This window comes from Orenia marismortui DSM 5156, from assembly GCF_000379025.1.
GTDB lineage: Bacteria > Bacillota > Halanaerobiia > Halobacteroidales > Halobacteroidaceae > Orenia > Orenia marismortui.
In genome coordinates, this window is the sequence record NZ_KB900617.1 from 976,465 (window position 1) to 994,547 (window position 18,083).

Genomic DNA, 18,083 nt, shown 5'->3' on the forward strand with positions numbered 1-18,083 from the left:
GAACCTTAATTAAAGAGAATCTAGCTTTACTTATTTATAAAGAACCATAGCACTAATACCAGGAACCAAAACTTCAGAACTATTAATAGTCTCCAAAACTTCTACTCCAGCCTTTTGGTCTTTAACTACTACCTTCCATTCTTCTTTATCTGGTAAATCTACAGTCTTAAATTCATGATTAGGATTTAAAATTACTAAAATTTCCTCCCAATCATCACCATTTGCATGATCTATTAACCGATACATAATTATCCCATCCCTAGTATCAATAAATTCTAAATGTTCTTTGATATCCTTAGAATTATTCATTCTAAAGGCAGGATGTTCTTTTCTAAGCTTTATTAAACCTTTATAATATAAAAAGCTATCTAAATTTTCAGCTTTCTTTTCCCATTCAATTTGGTTAATTCTATCAGGAGCATTATAACTATTTTCAACACCATATTTAGTACGTAATATCTCAACTCCCCCATGTAAGAAGGGAATCCCCTGAGATGTCAATACAATAGCATTACAAAAGTTATTCATTTTAATCTTACTTTCATTACTATCTACAGGATTGCTCTTCTCAATTTTATCCCATAGGGCCAAATCATCATGAGCAGAAACATAATTAATAACTTCTTCTGGGTTAGCAGCAAAAGAATTAATAGCAGCAACAATACCTTCTTTCACATAATTAATATTACTGATTTTACCAGTAGCATAACCTCTATCTTCTCCTCGAGTACTACCTTTAATAGCATCTCTTAAATTATCATTAAATACCCCAATTCTTAAGTTCTTCTGCTCTCCTTTTCGCATTTGTTCTTCTTCAGCTAATGGAGAATAATCTGCCATCCAGGGTTCACCATAAATTAAAATATTAGGATCAATTTTGTGAAGAGTTTGCTCAATTAACTTCATAGTATCTTTATCATGTAAGGCCATTAAGTCAAATCTAAAGCCATCAATGTGATATTCTTCAGCCCAATATTTAACAGAATCAACAATAAATTTACGAACCATCGGATTCTCTGAAGCCACTTCATTACCACATCCTGAGCCATTAGAAAATTCTCCACCTTCTTTCAGACGATAATAAGATTTAGGAGCTAACTTCCCAAAGCTTGAAGCCAAAGTTCTATAAGTATGGTTATAAACAACATCCATAACTACTCTAATACCATTCCTATGTAATGCTAAAACCATCTCTTTAAACTCTCTAACTCTTGATAAAGGGTCTGTAGAATCGGTAGAATAAGAACCTTCTGGAGCATTGTAGTTCATTGGATCATAGCCCCAATTATATTCTTCATCTTTACTTTCATCGACACTACCATAATCAAATACAGGTAATAAATGAAGATGAGTAATTCCTAACTCCTTCAAATGATCAATTCCCGTTCTAATCTTACTCCCTGCTAAAGTTGTTCCTTCCTCTGTAAAAGCTAAATATTTACCTTTATATTTCATTCCTGAATTCGGAGAAATAGAAAAATCTCTAACATGCATCTCATAAATGATAGAATTCTCAGGTGTTTTTAAACTTGGTCGCTTATCACTCTTCCAACCCTTGGGGTTTGTTTCTTCTAAATCAATTATTGCTCCTTTTAGACCATTTTGTGACACAGATCTAGCATAAGGATCTACTGCATAATATACTTCTTCTCCACGTTCTACTCGATAATGATAGAACTTATTCTTATGATCACCAGATAAGACTAAAGTCCAAATCCCATTATCCCCTTTATTCATCTCATATATATTATCAGCTTCTTGGAGATCAAAAGCTTCTTTATACAGAACTAGATCTACTCGCTTAGAATTAGGTGACCAAACCGAAAACTTCGTTTCTTTAGGACTATAACAAGCTCCTAATCTGTTTTGAGTACCTTGTAATCCTTTAACTTTAATATCTGAAAGATACTTAAACTGAGCCATATCATCCCCCCTCTTTTCTAGATAGGATAATTACCATTTATCAATAAGAAAAATATAAAGTCTGATTTACAATATCTAATTCAAAAATTACTCCTTATAGTTAAAATTAGACATTATAAAGATAAATCCTTTAATAAGCAATTTAAAACTTAGATAATACTTCAAAATTATTGGTCAACATAATATATCTATAATATAATTTTTTATAAAATATTCCTTTATCATAAATATAATACCCTTAGAAGAAACATTTTAGTTACATTCTAACTAATAATTTATTATCTTACTTAAAAAAAAAGGTTAACCATAAATGGCTAACCTTTTTGAAGATCAAATTAAAATATAAAAGAAAAACCTAAGATAGAATACATTCTATCCATTAGACTTCTACCTAAATCCTTCTTCTCTTTCAAATCACCACTACAATGCATACAATGATCTGTAACAGTATAATTCACACTACCACAATCTGGACACTTAACTTTACTTCTCATACTTTACTCCTCCTTATTAACTTATTTTCTTATAGAGTTATATTTTTATACCCGTATTATAACACAACATACTAATATTCACAAGTAGCTTTTTGAGTTCTTTTTTTTGCCAAAAAATATAAATATCTTACATGATATCTCTATTATATAAGGTTATTTAAAATAAAAAAAAGTTCAAGCAGCTTCCAAACTGCTTGAACTTTTTATCTTAAATTAGTTATTTTTTGGATCATAAACCAATTCATAGTAATCATTTAACATTCTGTGAGCAGAGAATTTCTCATAAGTATCTTTATGACTTTCTTTCATCATATTTACCCACTTCTCTCTATTGTCATAGTAAGTAGGTAATACTTGATTTAATAATACATCATAAAGGTTAGTTACATCATATTCATCTAATTGAGCAAGCTTTTCATCATAGCTTCCTTCAAAGTCTTCAGCAGTCTTAGCTTCTATACCATCTGGAGAAATTGCCCAACCATTTACACCATGATTACAAGCTTCTGGCCACCATCCATCAAGTGTACTTAGGTTTAATACTCCATTCATAGCAGCCTTCATACCAGAAGTACCACTAGCTTCTTTAGGACGACGTGGGTTATTTAACCATACATCTACACCTCTAGTTAATGCAGCACCAATAGTCATATCATAATCTTCTAAGAATACTACACTATTAGGATACTTATCAGTCATAGCGATAAGGTTAGTAACAATCTTTCTACCCATATCATCTAATGGATGTGCTTTACCAGCAAATACAATTTGTACTTTACCAGACTTTAAGTATTCTTCAATGATTTCTGGCTTACTGAAGATTAAATCACTTCTCTTGTAAGGAGCGGCACGACGAGCAAATCCAATTAATAGCTTGTCTGTATCTAACTTCACTCCATTTCTTTCTTCTACAAGATCAATTAACTCTTGCTTAGCTGCTTGGTGAGCATCCCAAATCTTATCATTGTCATCATCAGCAAATGCACTAACAACTCCTGCGTCAGTCCAAGTTCCTCTATGAACTCCATTAGTAATACCTACAATTGGAGCTGCACCATCTACATGGCTCCACATTTCATTAGCAGTTTGCTCATGTAAACTAGCAACAGAGTTAGCATTTCTAGATAATCTTAATCCTGCAGCTGTCATACTAAATGGTGCTCCACCGATAGCTACCATTTGTTCTACAGTTAAGTGTTGGTAAGCTCCCATATATTTTAATAAGTTATGTGGATGAACTTCATTTCCTGCTAATACAGGCGTATGTGTAGTAAATACTACATTCTTTCTAACTTCTCTTAATGCATCATCAAACCACATACTCTCATCTTCCATCTTTTCTCTTAATAACTCAACACCTGCAAATACAGGATGACTATCATTAAAGTGGTATACATCTGGCTCAATACCTAAAGCTCTAAGAGCTCTAACTCCACCAATACTTAATACCATTTCCTGAGCAATTCTGTGCTCATTGAATCCACCATAAAGTCTATCTGTAATCCACTCATCACCAGCATAATTTTCTGGTACATCAGTATCTAACAAGTATAAGTCAGCATTGTCAAAACAGTCTACTTTCCATACTTTAGCATGTACATCTCTTTCTCTAATATTTACTTTTACTTTAACACCAGTATCTTCTAAGAAATCATATCTTTCTGTTTCAAATGGGTAAGCTTTGTAAGGCTTTCCATCCTTAATAATTTGTTCATTATAACCTTGCTTCCAAAGCATCCCAATACCAATTAGATCACGATCTTGATCATAAGCAGCTTTCATGTGATCGCCAGCTAGGATACCTAAACCTCCAGAATAAATTTTAAAATCACTTGTGATTCCATATTCCATACAGAAATATGCAACTTTTGGTTCATTAGACATATTAATCCCCCTCTAGGTTATTTTTATTATATAGCTAGTTAGATTTATTTAAATGCTTCAACAAAAGAAGCTTAAACCAAATAACTTTTTGTTATTTAGTTATAAATAATCTTCTATTATTATAAAGCAATTCAGAAAAATCTATTATAATTAGACAAAAACAGATATCAAGTATAGAATTTTCTAACAATTTAAAGTTTAGAATTACTTTATAATTACAAATTACAAAAAACAAATCCCCGGATTAACTTCGAAGTTAATCCGGGGAGCTCACAAAATGTAACCTTGCCCTCAAATTTTAAATAAATCAAAGACTTTATATGTAATGTAGTACTTTTTCCTCTTACATAACATATTATACCACAATATTATAAAAAATCAAACACAAAAGTATAGTATTTTTATAAAAAGCAATAAATCCTTTTAATAATGAAAAAAAGATAATTATAACTATAAAATCAAAGATAATCAACTTAAATAATAATTCAAAGCTAATATTCAACAAATTATACTAAATAAATTATAATAATTTTAATTGTTCGACATTATTTTTTACTAAATTGCTTAATGTAATTCCAATTAATCTAAGCTTTTTACTTAAATCTAATTTATTAAGAAGTTGATATCCCAAGTCATAGATATCTTCTTCCTCATAAATATAATGATTAATACTTTTACTTCTTGATAACTCCTCAAAGTCTTCATATTTTAACTTTAATACTACAGTCTTTCCTTTTACATTATTCTTAATTGCTCGATCACTTACTTTTTTACTTAAATCTCTTAAATAACCTCTTAGAACTATTTTATCTTTTGTATCACGCTTAAAAGTTATCTCTTTACCAATAGATTTTGGCAAACTAGGTGGACTTACTTTTCTATTATCTACAGCATGAGCTAAATTATACACTTGATATCCTTTTTTACCTAATAATCTGATTAAGAAATTTCTATCTCCTTTAGCAATATCTTTAATCTTATAAAAACCCATCTCTTTTAACTTATCCTCAGTCTTAGGTCCTACCCCCCATAAATAACTGACATCTAAGGGGAAGATTATATCTTTTGCCTTAAAAGGAGATATAATTTTAAATCCATTAGGTTTATTAAAATCTGAAGCTAATTTAGCCAAGAATTTATTATAACTAACACCTACTGAAGCTGTTAACTTTAGTTTACTTTTGATCTTTCTTTTAATTTCTTTAGCAATTTTAATACTATTCTTATCATTAGCACTCACATCTAAATAAGCTTCATCTAAAGCAAGTGGCTCTACTAAATCTGTATACTGATAAAAAATTTCTCTTATCTGTTGTGAAACCTCTTTATATTTCTGATGATTCGGTCTAAGATAAACCCCATGTGGACATAATTGCCTCGCCTTAATAATAGGCATAGCAGAGTGTACGCCATATTTTCTTGCCTCATAAGAAGCTGTACTTACTACCCCTCTCTTACTCTTACCTCCAATAATTACAGCTCTACCTTTTAGCTTGAAATTATCCCGCTGTTCAATAGAAGCATAAAAAGCATCCATATCCACATGTATAATATTAAGTTCCATAATTAACACTCCAGATGTTCAATTTACAATGTACAGTTAAGTTCTTTAATTATAAATTGTTAATTATTAATTATAAATTACTTTTTATCTTTTCCCGTACAATCAAGGTTAAATCATTTCTCTGTTCTTTACTTAAGCTCTCAACATAAATTGGATCTGATAAAATCAGCTCTACTTTATCACCTTTAATCAAACCATTATTTGCTTCCCTTAACTTATAAGAACCTTTAATTGTCACTGGTACTATTGCTACTTCTTCTCTCAAAGCTATCTTTAAACTACCTCTTTTAAAATCTCCTAATTTATTAGAGCAGCTTCTTGTCCCTTCTGGAAAGATAACTAAAGATTGACCAGCATCAAATACTTTTCCTGCATCTTTAAATGCTCTCAAAGTCTGACGAAAGTCATTTCTTTTTATGAAAATACACTTCATATTTTTCATCCAACTACTAACAAAGGGCATATACCTTAATTCCCATTTTGCTATAAAAGCCTTTGGTTTATTAATATAACCTAATAATAAGGGAATATCAAAAGATCCTTGATGATTAGCTACAAATAATACTGGCTCTTCTGGTATCTTATCTTCTCCTTTAACTATAATCTCACTACCTGTAAAATCGACCAGACTTTTAGCCCAGTTTTTGGCTAATTGATTGGTATAATTTTTAACCCTATCATCTTCTCCTTTTAGCTCTAAAAATTTCATCTTAATTAGTGAGCCTAATAATGCAATTTGATATAACCAAAAATAAGTAAACCAACTAATTGTTTTAATCATATGTTTCCCCTTCTTCCCAAATATATAATCTTAATTCTATAGATAATTATAAATTATTTGAGCTTTTAAAGCAAAAATAAGTTGCCTACTTAAAGGCAACTTACAAATCTTTAACTATATTTTCCTTCTAAATATTCTATAATTTTTCTAGAATCATTAACTACAGTTCCATCACTATCTTCTATTACCGGAACTTTAATTTGGCCTGATAATTCTTTAATCTTAGTTCTCTTTGCTTTATCCTTAGGGACTTCAACAGTCTCATAGTCCAATTCCATCTCATCTAATTTATTACGTACCTTAATACAGAAAGGACAAGTTTGAAATTGATATAACTTAATCATTAACATTCCCTCCTTTAAGAATTTTATCTAGCTTATAACTATTACTATTGTTCTGGATAATAGGAATAATTCCTGCTTGGATTTAAAATTAATATCTACTTTATTATATATTATTCCAAATAAAAGTATTCTTAAAACTAAGAGGATAAAATATTATGTGAAGAAATCAAATATATTACCTAACATACTGACATCTGCTTTAAATAGTTCTGTATACTTACACTTAGTACAGGTAACAGTAGTAAATTTCTTATTCTGTATATCAAACATCTTAGATAATCCACTACCAGTAGCTGCAAACTTATCAGTCTCATAATTTCTATTACCACATTTAGGACATTGATAATTATCTATTTCAGACATTATAATACCTCCTTTGCTATTATTATACTAATTATTTCTATTATTTAATAGAGTAAATAGTAATATTTTATAAGTGTAAAGAGAGATTTTTGGGTGATAGGAGTTAGGTGATAGGAGTTAGTAAGGTCTTCCTACCTCCTATTTCCTAAAGACTAACTCCGAAAGTGTCGCTTTATCTTTCTATAATCTAATCAAAATTTATATTCTGATATAGAAAAGGTGCCAAAAGGCACCTTTTTATTAAATGAATAAACTCATATTTGATTCTTCAGCATCACTTAAGAAGCTTGCTACTCCTCCAACTTCTACACCCTCAATTAATTCTTCTTTCTTAATTCCCATTACATCCATAGACATTTGGCAAGCTACTAATCTAACTCCATTTAATTTAGCTTGACCGATTAATGCCTCTAAAGAGTCAACTCCTTTATCATTCATTACCTTTCTAATCATCTTAGGACCCATTCCAAACATATTCATATTAGATAATGGTAACTTTTCACTTCCTTGCGGCATCATCTTGCCAAACATCTTGTCCATCATAGTTTTTTCAACCTTAACATTTTCCTTCTTACGTAAAATATTTAATCCCCAGAAGGTAAAGAATAGTGTAACTTCACTTCCCATTGCTGCTGCTCCATTAGCAATGATAAAGGAAGCAATTGCCCTATCTAACTCTCCACTAAATACTACCATCGTCTTTTTATTCTTATCATTTGTATTAGCAACTGCTGTTCTTCCTTGACCTTTTTGGATACTAGCTGTAAAATTATGACCTTCTTGACCACTATCTAGCAACTTATTTCCTGTACTTTTGCACCATGCTCCAATATCTGCTACAAATCCTGGGTCTGTTGCTACAACCTCTAATACATCACCTTGATCTAACTCTTTCATCTTATTAGCTACCTGCATAATTGGTCCAGGGCATTGTAATCCACAAGCATCAAGGCTCACCCTTTTACCACTTTGATTACTTTCTAATTGCTTTCCCACTATCTGCCCCTCCTCAGGATTAGAAGCCGTTGTCATTTTCTGATAATCAGGAGTATTGCAATCATCTATTACAGCTTCTTTATCATTCTTAATCTCTTTATATAATTTATATCCTCCAGATAGATTCTTAACCTTATTAAATCCATGTTGCATTAAGATTCTAGCTCCAATATAACCTCTCAATCCAACTGCACAATAAATTACAATCTCTTTATTCTTATCTAACTCATCTAATCTATCTCTTAAGCTATTAACTGGAATATTGATAGAACCTTCAATCTTCCCTAACTGAACCTCTACCTCTTCTCTTACATCTAAAATAATAGCATCTTCACTTAAATCTTCAATTTCATGCCAATGAATTACATCAACTTTCCCCTTTAAAATATTACCGGCAGCAAAACCAGCCATATTTACTGGATCTTTAGCAGAACCAAAAGGTGGAGCATAAGCTAATTCTATCTCTTGCAAATCAAAAACTGTCTTCTCAAATCTAATTGTAGTAGCAAGAACATCTATTCGCTTATCTACTCCATCATATCCAACTGCTTGAGCACCTAATATTTTACCTTCATCAGGCGTGAAGATAATCTTAATAGTCATTGGAATTGCACCTGGATAATATCCTGCATGATTCTTGGAATTAGTATAAGATACTTCATAATCAATTCCTGCTTTTTTAAGTTGCTTTTCATTATTTCCAGTAGCAGCTACAGTTAAATCAAAGACCTTAGCAATTGCTGTACCTTGAGTTCCAATAAACTTCTCTTTATTCCCTACTAGATTATTAGCTACAATTCTTCCTTGCTTATTAGCAGGTCCAGCTAAAGGAATATGAGCAGGTTGTTTAGTTACAAAGTCAGTTACCTCAATAGCATCTCCAATAGCATAAATATTTTCATCAGAAGTCTGTAGATAATCATTAACTTTAATAGCTCCTGTCTTACCTAATTCTAATCCTGCTTCTTTAGCTAGCTTAGTACTTGGCTTAACCCCAATAGACATAACCACTAAATCAGTTTCAATCTCTTCTCCACTCTGTAACTCTACAATTGTCTTATTCCCTTCTTCTCTAAAAGCTTTAACTCCGTCAGATAAGTGTAGATTAATTCCCTTACTACGCATATGATTGTGAACCATTGCTGCCATATCAGCATCAATTGGACCTAATACTTGTGGTGCTAATTCTACTACTGATACATCTACACCACGATGGTGTAAATTCTCAGCCATCTCTACTCCAATATATCCAGCTCCAACAACAACAGCACGTTCAGGATTATTATTATCAACAAATCCTTTAATCTTATCAGTATCAGGAATATTTCTTAGTGTAAAGATATTCTTGCCATCAATTCCTGGTAAGGGAGGCTTAATTGGATCTGCACCTGGAGATAATACTAAAGCATCATAACTTTCAGTATATACTTCATTTTTGGTCCAATCCTTTACCTTAACTTCTTTCTTCTCTTTATCAATGTCTAATACTTCATTCATTACTCGTACATCAATATCAAATCTAGCTTCCATTGCTTCTGGAGTCTGTACTAATAATTTATCACGTTCTTTAATCACTTCACCAATATGATAGGGCAGACCACAGTTAGCAAAAGAAATATGCTCTCCTTTTTCAAAGATAATAATCTCTGCCTCTTCATCAACTCTTCTCAATCTAGCTGCTGTACTTGCTCCACCAGCTACACCACCAACAATTAATACTTTTTTACCCATTAATAAAACCCCCTTTAAATTTAAATATCTTTATATTAGAATTTTAGAATATTTATTATTAAATAAAAGCTTAAGTTATCCTTAACTAAAATTTACTTAAGCCTAATTTTCAGATTAAAATAAAGCCTTTATAAGCTTTTTAGCATCTTCATTAATTACATAATAATTAATCTCTACTCCATTTCGCTTTCCTTCTAAAATACCTAAATTTCTTAACTTAGCCAGGTGTTGAGAAAGAGTAGATTGTGGAATTTCCAAGCAATTTTGCATCTTAGAAACATTACAACCTTCATCTTCCATTAAACCCTTTACAATACATAATCTAATTGGATGTGATAAGGCTTTTAATACTTTAGCTTTATTCTTTAATACTTCCATTTCATTTGTGATATTTTCCACTTGAATGCCTCCTTAAACCCAAACTACTATATTTATATATTACGATATAACAAAGTAATTGTCAAGTTTAAAAAGATAAAAATTAATTTTTATCTTTTTGATTATTAATCTAAAATAAAATCTTATTTAATATTCTATCCCCAATAACAAATAATGATTCTTAGCTTCTCTACTAATATAGCTATCTAAATCTAAAATGAAATTTAATTTGGATAAAGAGACAGTAACAAGTGACTAGTGGCAGGAGACAAGTTAAGTTATTTACTGGTTACTAGTTACTGAAGTTTTGCTTTATCACTCTAAAGATAGATTTAAATTTCCTTCTAAAGCTAAATATCTATAACTAAGAAGCAAAACAAATTATAATTAACCCCCTCCCTATAAATAAAAAAAGTTGGAGGAGGTCCTCCAACTTTTTTTATAATTCATACTTTTCATATACAATTTGAGCAAACTCATCAACAGCTTTACTTAATACATCATCTATTAGTTCTTCATCAGAAGGAATAATTACAGAATTACCTTCATAATAAGAATCTTCATATCTAGATTTCTTAGTAACCTTCTTACTTAAAATTATTGAAGCATCAGAGACATCCAAAACTTTGAAGATGATTTGAGTATATGCTTGTTTTTCAACATTATACCTTTTCTTCTCTTGACCTTCCCAATCCTCTACATATTCATAGTCTTTATCACTAGTAACACTTCCACTTAATACCTTACCTAAAACTAAATAGTCTACTCCTAAGATATTACCTAATTCTTTTGCTGTAGATGAATCAATCAACCCACTTGCTCCTAGTTTTTGTTCATCTAGCACTGTATTTAGCTTATCTCTTTCAATTAATTCAATAAACTTAGGCTCTCTTTCTAATAAATAAGCAGAAAATAAACTTGTGGCTCTACTTCCTAAATTATATCTATAGGTTGTATCTTCAAAATCAATTACGGCTATTCGTTTAGTCTTTATTTTCTTTAACTCTTGATATGCTTGATTATATTTCTGCCTAACATCAAGGTAGTTTTTATCATATTCCATTACTTTTTCAAATTCCTTATAAGCCAATTCCCAATTACCTTCCTCTAAGTATCCTGCACCTAAATTATAATGAGCTTTTTTATAATTAGCTTCTGCTTCATATAATAATTTATTAACCTCTGCATTATCCTTAATCTCTTTTGCTTCCTTCAGATTATTAATTGCTAAACCATATTCTTCTTCTTTTAAATACATTTTAGCTTTATTTAGATATGAACTATACTTCTTTTCCCTATGTCCTTTTACTAATTTGTAAACTCCCCAAATACCCAAAACAACTAATGCTCCAATAACACCTTTTTCCGAACTACTAGATCCACCATCAGAATTTGCTGATAAAGCTTTCACACTTTGAGCTTGAGCATAGTCAATTCCTACAAAAGAAACAAATATAAACACAATTAACATAATAGAAATATTTCTTATATACTTCTTAGACATTAAATATCACCTCTAATTAATTATTACTTCCATTCTGGACTATCATAGTCCCTATCTTCTTCAAACAATACACTCTCTATTTTATTTTGAGAGCTAAGAATCTTAATACTTTTAGCCCCATCTTCTTCTACTACAAACAAAATTAATTCTCCCTTGTGATCATAACTTGCATAATCATAAATTTTAGATTTATTATCTAATACCTTCTTTAACCCACTACCATTAGGGTTGATTCTATAAATTGTAGAAATAGAATCGCCTTGATTAGTAAATAAAATTGTTCTTCCATCTGCTGACCAACTAGGATGAGTATCCTTTCCAAAACCTGTATGTAAAACCATCTTTCCTTGACCATCTTGATTCATAATATGAATCTTCTTCTGCCCAGTTGTTTCAGACACATAAAGTAATTTATTATTAGCTGAAGAATAAGAGACTTGACCATCATAATGATTATTATCGGTAATTTTTTTCAGATAAGAGCTTGATAAATTTGTTTGATAAAGCTCATAATCACCATCTCGATCTGATACAAAGATTATTTCATCTTTATTTAGCCAGATGGGATCTTCCTTATTTGATGTAGTATAAGTAATTTGCTGTAAATTTGAACCATCAGCTTTCATAGTATATATGTTACTATGGCCATTTCGGTCTGATAAAAATATTATTTCTTTTCTATCTTCTGACCAATTAGGAGCCCAATCATTACCTTTATCTTGAGTTAATTGAGTTATCTTATCACCATAAATATCACTAAGATAGATATTTTTATGACCATCTTTATCACTGACAAAGATGAATTCTTTTCTTTCTTTAGTATCTAATTTAATATCTACCCTCTTATCTCCTTCTTCTAAACTTAACTCTTGAACATAAGTTCTATAACCTGGTGCAGTAACCTTAATAAGTCTATCCTCCACCTTCAGGTCATCAATCACTGGAATATTCTCTAGGATAAAATATCCATTAGCATTACTTTCTACTAAAAAGTTACCTATTTCAACCTGTACACCAGATAAAGCCTCACCAGTAAACCTATCTTGAACACTTCCTCTAAGATTCATAAATTTATCTTCATTACATCCTACCATCCCCAAAGAAAGTGTTAATAACAACAACAATAGCATAAACCTCCGCAAATTAATCCCCCCCTTTTTATATAGAACATGAAAAAGAATTTAAATTTACTTAGAAACAAATTGACGCTGATTAAAATCTGATTAAGTTCTGACCTTATTTATTAGTTAATAGCTAAAACACCTGCGTAAATCACTCCAAGAGTACTTAATCGAGGAGAAAATAATTCCTCTCACAGTGCTGCTGTCTAATAAATTATTTTGATTTTTAATTCTTAAAATATTATAAAAGTTTAAATTTAAGATATATGATATGAAATCTCTATCGGCTTCTATATACCTCTTAAATAACATAATCATATGACTATTCAAACTTAATTATATCACCCTTTGTTACCTGACTATCAGCTTCTATAATTTCTGCAATTACTGCCCCTTTACTAAGACTAATCACTCTTACTTCCCCCATAGGCATAGTAACTGCTTCTTCTAATTCTTCTACTTCAATCAAACGAAGTAGCTGACCTCTTTGTCCTAAGGCAAAATCTTCACTACTCTCAACCTTAATAATCACCTTATTAGATAATACTTTTACTACTTTTCCCTCTATACTCTTAGATTTTAGTCCCTCAGTTATGTTATTAATAAAGTCATCAGTTGCCTGCTCAATACTCTTTCCTAAAGCAGATTTTTTGAAGGCTTCTGTTCCAAAACTTACTCCCTTCAAGTTAGAAATTTGAATAGATCTATCAGATCCTTCTCCTATACCTTGAAAAGATGATTTAATTTCACCACTACTAGCATCCACTAACCGGCCACTAAGCAGAACTTTTGCTGCTACTCCAGAGCTTTTAAAGGGACCAAAAGATATACTTGCTTTCTCTTTGATTTCCATTTGAGTTAAAGTACCTAAAATTAAAGCATCTACTCCTAATATCCTTCCTAACTCAGCAGCAGTCACTGAATCTATCAATCCACTCTGCCCTAATTTCTGCTCCTTTATTAATTTATTAAGACGAGTTCTTTCTACAACTTTAATACCATCTACTTCAACTAATTTATCTGTGATCATCTGAGTAATCCCTTTTAAAATATGTTCTTTATCTAATCCATTCCAACCAAGATCTCCATTATTAAAAGGCATTACAGCTACTAAATTCTGCTTAGCACTAATAGGGGAAGAATAGACTATGACTAATAAGATTAAAGCTAATAATATGTAACTTTTCTTCATTACCTTCCCTCCTAAAAAGTTCATGTAATAGTCTGTATTAATTTAAGACGATAACAACTTTAGATTGACTAAAAATCCCACTTCGACCCACTTTTTCTAGCAACAATGAATCTTCATTGGATAATATTAAATCAGTCTTATACTCTCCTCTAACACCTTGAGCATTAATAATTAATGGATTATCTCCTATTAAAGAATTGTTCTTTGCATCAATTAAGCTTCTACTATAAGAAACTATACCATTAGTTATGACTTCATCAGTTTTAACCTGATCAATACTATAAACTACCCTTCCATCTTCATTATAGATCTTAGGTGATAAAGCAGGACTTAGATCTGAAGAAGTAGTAATTATCACTCCTGTATAGTCCTCCTCTAACTCAATATCATTATAATTCTCATCAACATCATCTTGAGGCTCTGAAATAATTTGATCTGAGTTATTAGCTGATGATAAATTATTCTTTAAAGTTGGGAAGATAGCCTTTATAATGCCATCCCTTCCATAAAATTGTAATTCTACTACTATCATATAACTTCTATTATCCATCTTCTTTTCTTCGACTATCTGTGCTCCTTTTACTAACCCAGAAACCTTCTTTTTGATAAGATCAGATTTAATTTGAGCATTCTCTACTGTCTGCTCTGAATCAATTCTAACCCCTTTAATAATTTCTAAAAGTCTCCGTTGTGCCATTGTAATAGCTGCTTCTCTTGCCATGATTATTGCTTGTGATTTATTTTTAACATAAGATGGAGCAATTCCAAATCCTGTTGCTCTAACTACTGATTTCTCCCAATCTAAGTATCCATCCTCTTCTTTTTCAAAAATTCCACCACTACTAACATCAGCGTGTACAACAACACTAAATAGAAAAATCAGACATAATAAATAAATAGTAATATTTCGCAACATCATATCACCTCTTTTTAATTTTTAAGCTCTAAACTAAGCTGTCCTTCATTCAAAGTATTAACTTTCAAATTAAAATCTACAGCTTGTTGTAATTCTAAAGCAAAATCTAATACCTCTACTGTATTCAATAACTCTAGATCAAAAAGTACTATTCCTTGGTTATACTCTCTGAAATAGACATTCTCTACTCCTGATAAAAGTGGTAAGTTATTTTTAAGCTGATTTAAATCTTTTAGATCTTGAATCTCTGAAATTTTTAAAGTAATTCTTTTAGGTTCTTGAATTAATTTTTGACTTAACTGCTCTATTATTTTAGAACTTATATTTCTACTTGCTTCTCTTAAAGATTTATTAGCAGCATCTTCTTTATTACTACCTATCCCTTTACCATCACCATTTACTGCTGCCATTACCTCTGCTGTTGATACATTAATAACTTTAGCCTCTATTTGACTATGGTAGGACACTAAACCAGCTAAAGAATTATCCTGCAAATGTCTACTTAAATTAATATAACTGGCCAAAGCGTTAGCAACTACTACTAAATCAGCTTTTAATCGATTCCCAATCTTTGCAGCTAGGAATAAATCACCTGCTAAGATTGCATTCCTTTTATCATAATTAATAACCTCATTAATCTTTCTAGCATCTATTACTTGGTAGCCTGAATTTAAAAGTTGACTTATTAGTTCATTTTCTGCAATTGAATTTGGTAAATTAAGATACTCTTCTTTCTGTGATAATAAAACCATAATTCTAGGATTACCTACCCTCTTAATATTCAGCTTTAAAGCTCTTAAATCCTCAGATAGATTATCAGTCCCAACCTCAACTTCAGCTTCAACATAATAATTATTATCTTTGATGTATTCATCTAAAACTTGGTATTTCTTAATATAACCCTTACTACTTTTTAAAATATTATCATTTATCAATTGATAATTTTTAACTTTAGTTTGAGAATCTATATAAGTTCCTACAACCTTTTCAACTCCCCGCCGCAAAGCATCATCAATAGCAACTTTACGCGCCTTAGCTATATTATCATCCTGTATATAAGATACACCTTTAGCCTTTACTTTCTGCTTGCCTTGGGTCTCGGCTTTTACAAGACTAACATTTAATAGTGTAAACATTAGTAACAATAACACTATGGTTAACTTCTTATTTCTCATGACTTATGACCTCCTAATACCTAGGATTAAAATTATAGTTAGAATTATAGTATAGTTTTCAATAAAATATTCAAAAACCCTCTTTTTTTAATATTTATTACTTTTTTACATCTTATAGTAATTAAAGCATCTATTCATTCAATAAAGTATGATCTTGTCTAATAATATAAATATCAAAGCTTAGAATGAACTTTAAATATTTCGTTATAGAAAGATAAAGAGACAGTTTCGGAGTTAGGCGTTAGGAGTTAGGCGTTAGGAGCTAGGACATAGAAAGATCTTACTAACCCCTATAACCTATAACCTATCACCTATCACCTATCACCTAAAAGTGTCGCATTATACCCATTAAGTTTCATTTTATAATTGTCGGGCTGGATATAAGCTTAATATACTGTAAGTCATAGTTTGAGAACAATTGATCAATTTATCTAACAAAAAAGAGAAAAAGAAGATGAGAAATCCTCATCTCCTTCGAATATTTAATTTAAAATTCTAGTTTTGTAGTTAAAGCAAATTCAACCCCTTGAGACTTGTTAAATAGACCCATTAAATCTGATACCCCTACATCCGTTTTCCAACCCCACAGATATAGACCTAATCCTGCTGACCAGTTAAAGTCTTCTCGTAGTGTTGAGTAATTAATTCCTGTTCTTAGCGGTACTGATTTTAACCAAGTTAATTCAGTTGCTGCAGAGAATTTATGATCTTTATCACCATCATGATATTTAGTATAGGAATAATCGCTAAAGAATGTTATATCTTCACTATAATTCATCTTAGCCCCTAACCTAATTATAGAAGGTAATGTCCATTCTAGATCTTCATCTATTATAGTATCACTATCACCTATCTCTTCAAACTCTTCAGTTACTTCATTGTACTTATACTCAACTTTATGAATTTTTTCAGAGGTTAATGACCCAAGATTCATAACACTAAAACCAATACTATATTTATCATTTAACTCTGCATAAGCTCCAAAATCTAACGCAGAACCTGATGCTAGTTCATCTTCATCACTATACTTAAGCAAAAAATCTCCATCACTAGTAAGAGCAGGCTCTGTATCTTCAGAATCATAGTCTACATTCACCTTACCCTTTCCTTCTAAATCAAAGATCATTCCCTCTAATCTATGATAGGTAAATCCAAAATATAGATCTTTCAAATTCAAGGATTCTTTTAAATCTTCTATACTTTCAACAGAAAAGTTAAGTCCTAAATCCCCATATACTCCACCTGAACCAACTGTATTATCAAAGTTATAATCTCTTCCAATTTCATTTCCTTTAAGTATTAATTCTGCCAAATCAGAAGAGGATCTAATTAATGCATCTGCTCTAGCTTCAGAGATCATAGCCATTGGTCCAATAATTAATTTTAAACCAGCTTGTCCATCTCCTCCTACTAAAAATCCATCCTTTGTCTTATCTAATAGCTCATCTTTTTCACTCTCATCTATATAATCATTAATCAGCATGTTATTCCAAACATCTAATGACAAGCCCATTTCTAGAGTGAAGGATTTATTATTGGCGTTTACTGCCGCTGGGTTAGCGTATAGAGCATCAGCACCAGTTACTGTAACAAAATTATCACCTAAGCCTATCATTTTGGCAGAAGAAACAGCAAAAATAGCGGTATTAAAAGTACAAACTACTATAAAACTCAACAGCAAAACTAAAAAACTCTTCTTTATCATTATCTCCACCTC

Annotated in this window: 15 protein-coding genes; all 15 read right to left on the reverse strand. The window is 30.9% G+C overall.

Features of this window, described 5'->3' with window-relative positions; translation table 11 throughout:
• Positions 1–30 precede the first annotated feature (30 nt).
• On the reverse strand, positions 31–1,923 hold the full coding sequence (pulA, locus tag OREMA_RS0104375) for a type I pullulanase (protein WP_018248060.1): 1,893 nt from the start codon (positions 1,921–1,923) through the stop codon (positions 31–33).
• Between the two features lie 335 nt (positions 1,924–2,258).
• The gene (locus OREMA_RS18805; RefSeq protein WP_018248061.1) at positions 2,259–2,417 is read right to left on the reverse strand and encodes a zinc ribbon domain-containing protein; all 159 of its coding nucleotides are present in this window, start codon (positions 2,415–2,417) and stop codon (positions 2,259–2,261) included.
• Positions 2,418–2,630: 213 nt separating this feature from the next.
• Positions 2,631–4,301, reverse strand: coding sequence for an alpha-glucan family phosphorylase (gene glgP, locus OREMA_RS0104385; protein WP_018248062.1), 1,671 nt, complete (start codon positions 4,299–4,301; stop codon positions 2,631–2,633).
• Positions 4,302–4,821: 520 nt separating this feature from the next.
• The gene (locus OREMA_RS0104390; protein ID WP_018248063.1) at positions 4,822–5,865 is read right to left on the reverse strand and encodes a DNA polymerase IV; all 1,044 of its coding nucleotides are present in this window, start codon (positions 5,863–5,865) and stop codon (positions 4,822–4,824) included.
• 70 nt (positions 5,866–5,935) lie between these two features.
• Positions 5,936–6,646 (reverse strand): lysophospholipid acyltransferase family protein, encoded by a 711-nt coding sequence (locus OREMA_RS0104395; protein WP_018248064.1) that lies wholly within the window; start codon positions 6,644–6,646, stop codon positions 5,936–5,938.
• 110 nt (positions 6,647–6,756) lie between these two features.
• Complete coding sequence (locus tag OREMA_RS0104400) at positions 6,757–6,990, reverse strand: glutathione S-transferase family protein (RefSeq protein ID WP_018248065.1); 234 nt, start codon at positions 6,988–6,990, stop codon at positions 6,757–6,759.
• A gap of 153 nt (positions 6,991–7,143) precedes the next feature.
• Positions 7,144–7,353: a zinc ribbon domain-containing protein gene (locus tag OREMA_RS0104405; RefSeq protein ID WP_018248066.1), complete on the reverse strand. Its 210-nt coding sequence runs from the start codon at positions 7,351–7,353 to the stop codon at positions 7,144–7,146.
• Positions 7,354–7,593: 240 nt separating this feature from the next.
• Complete coding sequence (locus OREMA_RS0104410; protein ID WP_018248067.1) at positions 7,594–10,080, reverse strand: CoA-disulfide reductase; 2,487 nt, start codon at positions 10,078–10,080, stop codon at positions 7,594–7,596.
• 114 nt (positions 10,081–10,194) lie between these two features.
• On the reverse strand, positions 10,195–10,479 hold the full coding sequence (locus tag OREMA_RS0104415; RefSeq protein WP_018248068.1) for an ArsR/SmtB family transcription factor: 285 nt from the start codon (positions 10,477–10,479) through the stop codon (positions 10,195–10,197).
• Between the two features lie 418 nt (positions 10,480–10,897).
• Positions 10,898–11,962: a CsgG/HfaB family protein gene (locus tag OREMA_RS0104420; protein WP_018248069.1), complete on the reverse strand. Its 1,065-nt coding sequence runs from the start codon at positions 11,960–11,962 to the stop codon at positions 10,898–10,900.
• A 23-nt stretch (positions 11,963–11,985) separates the two neighbouring features.
• Positions 11,986–13,104 carry a DUF5050 domain-containing protein gene (locus OREMA_RS0104425; RefSeq protein ID WP_018248070.1) on the reverse strand — a complete coding sequence of 373 codons (1,119 nt, stop codon included), beginning with the start codon at positions 13,102–13,104 and terminating at the stop codon, positions 11,986–11,988.
• A 301-nt stretch (positions 13,105–13,405) separates the two neighbouring features.
• Positions 13,406–14,275, reverse strand: a complete 870-nt coding sequence (locus tag OREMA_RS18220) for a CsgG/HfaB family protein (protein WP_018248071.1) — start codon at positions 14,273–14,275, stop codon at positions 13,406–13,408.
• 37 nt (positions 14,276–14,312) lie between these two features.
• The gene (locus OREMA_RS0104435) at positions 14,313–15,191 is read right to left on the reverse strand and encodes an LPP20 family lipoprotein (RefSeq protein WP_018248072.1); all 879 of its coding nucleotides are present in this window, start codon (positions 15,189–15,191) and stop codon (positions 14,313–14,315) included.
• 14 nt (positions 15,192–15,205) lie between these two features.
• Complete coding sequence (locus tag OREMA_RS0104440) at positions 15,206–16,366, reverse strand: LPP20 family lipoprotein (protein ID WP_018248073.1); 1,161 nt, start codon at positions 16,364–16,366, stop codon at positions 15,206–15,208.
• A gap of 487 nt (positions 16,367–16,853) precedes the next feature.
• Complete coding sequence (locus tag OREMA_RS0104445; protein WP_018248074.1) at positions 16,854–18,071, reverse strand: DUF5723 family protein; 1,218 nt, start codon at positions 18,069–18,071, stop codon at positions 16,854–16,856.
• Positions 18,072–18,083 lie beyond the last annotated feature (12 nt).

Bases quoted from the DNA above. Each gene is read 5' to 3' on its own strand.
- pulA (WP_018248060.1), bottom strand. From the start codon at position 1,923: ATGGCTCAGTTTAAGTATCTTTCAGATATTAAAGTTAAAGGATTACAA.
- OREMA_RS18805 (WP_018248061.1), bottom strand. From the start codon at position 2,417: ATGAGAAGTAAAGTTAAGTGTCCAGATTGTGGTAGTGTGAATTATACT.
- glgP (WP_018248062.1), bottom strand. From the start codon at position 4,301: ATGTCTAATGAACCAAAAGTTGCATATTTCTGTATGGAATATGGAATC.
- OREMA_RS0104390 (WP_018248063.1), bottom strand. From the start codon at position 5,865: ATGGAACTTAATATTATACATGTGGATATGGATGCTTTTTATGCTTCT.
- OREMA_RS0104395 (WP_018248064.1), bottom strand. From the start codon at position 6,646: ATGATTAAAACAATTAGTTGGTTTACTTATTTTTGGTTATATCAAATT.
- OREMA_RS0104400 (WP_018248065.1), bottom strand. From the start codon at position 6,990: ATGATTAAGTTATATCAATTTCAAACTTGTCCTTTCTGTATTAAGGTA.
- OREMA_RS0104405 (WP_018248066.1), bottom strand. From the start codon at position 7,353: ATGTCTGAAATAGATAATTATCAATGTCCTAAATGTGGTAATAGAAAT.
- OREMA_RS0104410 (WP_018248067.1), bottom strand. From the start codon at position 10,080: ATGGGTAAAAAAGTATTAATTGTTGGTGGTGTAGCTGGTGGAGCAAGT.
- OREMA_RS0104420 (WP_018248069.1), bottom strand. From the start codon at position 11,962: ATGTCTAAGAAGTATATAAGAAATATTTCTATTATGTTAATTGTGTTT.
- OREMA_RS18220 (WP_018248071.1), bottom strand. From the start codon at position 14,275: ATGAAGAAAAGTTACATATTATTAGCTTTAATCTTATTAGTCATAGTC.
- OREMA_RS0104435 (WP_018248072.1), bottom strand. From the start codon at position 15,191: ATGTTGCGAAATATTACTATTTATTTATTATGTCTGATTTTTCTATTT.
- OREMA_RS0104440 (WP_018248073.1), bottom strand. From the start codon at position 16,366: ATGAGAAATAAGAAGTTAACCATAGTGTTATTGTTACTAATGTTTACA.
- OREMA_RS0104445 (WP_018248074.1), bottom strand. From the start codon at position 18,071: ATGATAAAGAAGAGTTTTTTAGTTTTGCTGTTGAGTTTTATAGTAGTT.